The organism is Hydrogenophaga sp. (genome assembly GCF_030656115.1).
Classification (GTDB): domain Bacteria; phylum Pseudomonadota; class Gammaproteobacteria; order Burkholderiales; family Burkholderiaceae_C; genus Hydrogenophaga.
This window is the reverse complement of the sequence record NZ_JAUSOO010000075.1, coordinates 1-3,807: the sequence shown is the minus strand read 5'-3', so window position 1 is coordinate 3,807 and position 3,807 is coordinate 1. Positions and strand designations below refer to the sequence as shown.

4 protein-coding genes and 1 pseudogene are annotated in these 3,807 nt (G+C 63.5%); 3 read left to right on the top strand and 2 right to left on the bottom strand.

Annotated features, from left to right (window positions below; genetic code table 11):
- Together Q7J58_RS10760 and Q7J58_RS10755 are read left to right on the top strand one after the other, a co-directional pair.
- A pseudogene (locus tag Q7J58_RS10760) lies at positions 1–708 on the top strand (argininosuccinate synthase domain-containing protein); the annotation flags it as partial.
- 227 nt (positions 709–935) lie between these two features.
- The gene (locus Q7J58_RS10755; RefSeq protein ID WP_304827420.1) at positions 936–1,295 is read left to right on the top strand and encodes a DUF2834 domain-containing protein; all 360 of its coding nucleotides are present in this window, start codon (positions 936–938) and stop codon (positions 1,293–1,295) included.
- On the opposite strand, the gene Q7J58_RS10750 is transcribed toward Q7J58_RS10755, so the two are convergent.
- Complete coding sequence (locus Q7J58_RS10750) at positions 1,261–2,022, bottom strand: helix-turn-helix domain-containing protein (RefSeq protein ID WP_304827417.1); 762 nt, start codon at positions 2,020–2,022, stop codon at positions 1,261–1,263. The genes Q7J58_RS10755 and Q7J58_RS10750 overlap by 35 nt on opposite strands.
- 114 nt (positions 2,023–2,136) lie before the next feature.
- Between Q7J58_RS10750 and Q7J58_RS10745 the strand changes: the two genes are divergently transcribed.
- The gene (locus Q7J58_RS10745) at positions 2,137–2,304 is read left to right on the top strand and encodes a hypothetical protein (RefSeq protein ID WP_304827414.1); all 168 of its coding nucleotides are present in this window, start codon (positions 2,137–2,139) and stop codon (positions 2,302–2,304) included.
- A gap of 559 nt (positions 2,305–2,863) precedes the next feature.
- Here Q7J58_RS10745 and murB read toward each other — a convergent pair.
- A partial coding sequence (gene murB / locus Q7J58_RS10740) for a UDP-N-acetylmuramate dehydrogenase (RefSeq protein WP_304827411.1) occupies positions 2,864–3,807 on the bottom strand: 944 nt, incomplete at its 5' end.

Sequence of the window (3,807 nt, the reverse complement as noted above, 5' to 3'; positions counted from 1 at the left end):
CTGAACAGAGGCATCTCCATCGTCAACCCCATCATGGTCGTGGCGTTCTGGAAAGACGAGGTTGAAGTCAAGCGCGAAACCGTGACGGTGAGTTTTGAAGAAGGCCAGCCGGTTGCCCTGAACGGCCAGCCCTTTGACAGCCTAGTGGACCTGATTCTGGAAGCCAACCGCAGCGGCGGGCGCCACGGCCTGGGCATGAGCGACCAGATCGAGAACCGCATCATCGAAGCCAAGAGCCGCGGCATCTACGAAGCCCCGGGCCTGGCGCTGCTGCACATCGCCTACGAGCGCCTGGTCACCGGCATCCACAACGAAGACACGATTGAGCAGTACCGCATCAACGGCCTGAAGCTCGGCCGCCTGCTCTACCAGGGCCGCTGGTTCGACCCGCAGTCCATCATGCTGCGCGAAACCGCCCAGCGCTGGGTGGCGCGCGCCATCACCGGCGAGGTGACGATCGAACTGCGCCGCGGCAACGACTACTCGATCATGAACACCGAGAGCCCGAACCTGACTTATGCGCCGGAACGCCTGTCGATGGAAAAGGTGGAAGACGCGCCGTTCACGCCGCTGGACCGCATCGGCCAGCTGACCATGCGCAACCTCGACATCGTGGACACACGCGCCAAGCTGGGCATTTATGCCAAGAGCGGCCTGCTGTCGCTGGGTGAGGGCGCGCAAATGCTCAAGCTCGAAGGCGGCAAGTAAACGCGCTGGCGCTCCTGAAGCAAGCGGCCCTTCGTGGGCCGTTTTTTCGTTCTGAAAAGGTCTGGGCAGCCCGATCACCTCCAAAACGCAAGAGCTGTCGCCCCGACCCAGCGCTGTGCATTGGGTGGAGCGCCTCGACAACCGAACTCACGGATACCCGAAACAGGGCTCCGAAATGACGCATTTTTCCTATACACCCGCACATTCGATCCGTTAACGTCGGGGGCATGAAACCCAGACATTTGCTGCTCGCACTATCAGCCACCGGTTTGCTGCTGCCCTGGCGCTACAACATCTTGTACTTCGCCAACGGAGGAAGCGTCTTGCCGGAGGTGTTCTTCCAGGCTGCCTTCGCCAACGCCCTCACCACAGCCATCACGCTGGATGTGTACATCGCTGCGGCTGGGTTCAGTGTCGGTGTGGCCATGGACCGGGCTGTCGGCGCGGTTCGCTGGTGGGCCATTCCTGCCACATTCTTGCTGGGCCTCGCGTTTGCGCTCCCGGGCTATCTGTGGTGGCGCCTGGGGAAACCCATGGCCGACCCCCGCAGCGTCACAGCAAGACGCGATCCGGCGCATCACGCATAGCGCGTGGCGTAGAGAGCGCCCACCAAGGCGTGCCTGGCGCGGCCAGGGACTTCATCTCCCGTACGGAAGCACCGCCCAGTTGCCGCGCATCCAGTGCCAGGTGCGACTGGTCGCAGTACCCAGCGTCGAGCGCCGTTTGCGCCAGCGGGGCGGCATCTTGCGTCACCACCGCAGACAGCGCGCGGTGGAAGCGCTCCAGCCGCTCAAACTGTTTGGGCGACACGCCCAGCACCGTCAGGCAACGCCGCTCCAGCTGTCGCCGGCCAATGCCTACGGTATCGCCTGCCTGGGCACCGGACCACCCCACCGCCTCGCACAAGCGCTCCGTTTGCTGCCAGCGCCCCAACGCAACCGAGTGCATGGCACGGCCAAAACTGGCCATGAGTACCCGCAGGCAGGCGGCCTCAGTTCTCAGCCGTTCAATCTCTTCCGCCAGCCGAACCGCTTCCGACTCCCCCACAATGGCACTCCACGGCAAGGCTTGGTTCGTCATCGCTCCGCAGGCCTGGCCCAGCAGGCAGGCCGCCGCCGAGGGCCGCACGATCAAGCCCAATGCCGTGATGTTTCCTGCATGGGTGTACACGCTGGGTTGGGTGGTCAAGGTATGAAACGTCGCGGGCTGTGCAATGGACCATGCTGCACCATCAACGCGGCTCAGATGCATGGCCAACATGGCGCGCGGCATGGCCGGGAAACGCGATACACCGTGGCCAGCCGCCATTCGCATGCAAACAGCTCCGTCCAACCATTGGGAGAGTTGTGGGGGTGGGCGATAGGCCTGCAACATGGCTGAATGCTACTGTGAATATCGGGGTCAAGTCTTGCAGCGGGAACCGGTCTTGTGGACGACACCAACCGACTCGCTTTGCTGGATGTGCTGGGCTTGGGGCAGAACCGGTTTGATGCCTGCGCGCTGGCCCGGTGCCTCATGGGCAACCACCACTTCGTGACCCACGACATGGCTGGCCAATTGGTCGCTGCTGATTTCTGGCCGTGTGCTGCTGTGTAGAGCTGAACCCGGTCCGCCCTGGCTGGACCGTGCGCTTGCCGGCTGGTGTGCGTTTGCCGGAAGGTGTGAAAAAGGTGCAGGTGCGCGCGCGGGGCCAAGACCGCAGCGAAGGATTAAGGCTGGTCACCAACAACGTCGGTGAATTCGAACGTGTGCCGGGTTTGCTGCTGGAGAACTGGGTGGACTCTTTGACCTGACACGCAGTGGCCGCCGCACCACCACCCGTCGTCGCCACGATCCCTTCATCAGACCACCGGCTTGCGGGCAAAATTCGGCCAGTTATGCGAAGACAGGGTTGCTGTCGGTGGGTGAAGGAATGGCGAAGATCTTCAAGCTCGAAGGCGGGAAGTAAGCGCTTCGGAGCTGCCAAAAATGACCCTTCTTGTACCCGAAGGGCAGTGGGCGGTCTGGTTCGGACGAAACCTCCAGGAACGGCTTGGACGAGCCAGAGGCGGGTTCTTTGGTATCCATACCCTGTTGATCCTGCGTTCTGGCTTCGGGCCTGCGCTTGATAAATCGCGATAACCAAGGAAACAACAGTCTCACCTCCCGCAGCCCGTCAGACCACCACCGGCTCCGGCTCCAGCCGAATCCCGAAGCGTTCGTACACGCTGGTCTGGATGGCCTTGGCCAGCGTCATCACCTCGCCGCCGGTGGCGCCGCCCCGGTTCACCAACACCAGCGCCTGGCGCTCAAACACCCCGGCGTTGCCCACGCTTTTTCCCTTCCAGCCACAGGCGTCAATGAGCCAGCCCGCCGCCAGTTTGATGCTGCCGTCGGGCATCGGGTAATGCACCACCTTGGGGTCGCGCGCGATGATGTCGGCGCACTGCTCCTCGTTCACCGTGGGGTTCTTGAAGAAGCTGCCGGCGTTGCCAATGACGGCCGGGTCGGGCAGCTTGGCGCGGCGAATGGCGACCACCCAGTCAAAAATCTGGCGTGCGTCGGGCGCTGCAATGCCGGTCTCGGCCATCTTGCGCGCCAGATCCAGGTAGCCCAGCACCGGTTTCCAAGGCTTGGGCAACCAGAACCGCACCCGCGTGATCAGCGCCCGCCCGGCCAGCCCCAGGCCTTTTTCACCCGCTGGCGTGTGCTTGAACACCGAGTCGCGGTAGCCAAAGCCGCACTGCGCGGCGTCCAGTGTGAAAGCTTGGCCGGTGTGCAGGTCGATGGCGTCGAGCGAATGAAAACGGTCTTGCAGCTCCACACCGTAGGCGCCGATGTTTTGCACCGGCGAGGCGCCCACCGAGCCAGGAATGAGCGCCAGGTTTTCCAGGCCGGGCCAGCCCTGCTCCAGCGTCCAGGCCACAAAAGCATGCCAGTTTTCACCCGCCCCGCCTTCCACCAGCCAGCCTTTGGAGGTTTCTTCCACCAGGCGGCGCCCGGCAATTTCCACCTTGAGCACCAGCGGCTTCACGTCGCCCGTGATCACCAGGTTGCTGCCGCCACCGAGCACCAACGGTGGCGCAGCGGCGGTGTCGGCAGTCCAGTCGGCACTGTCCA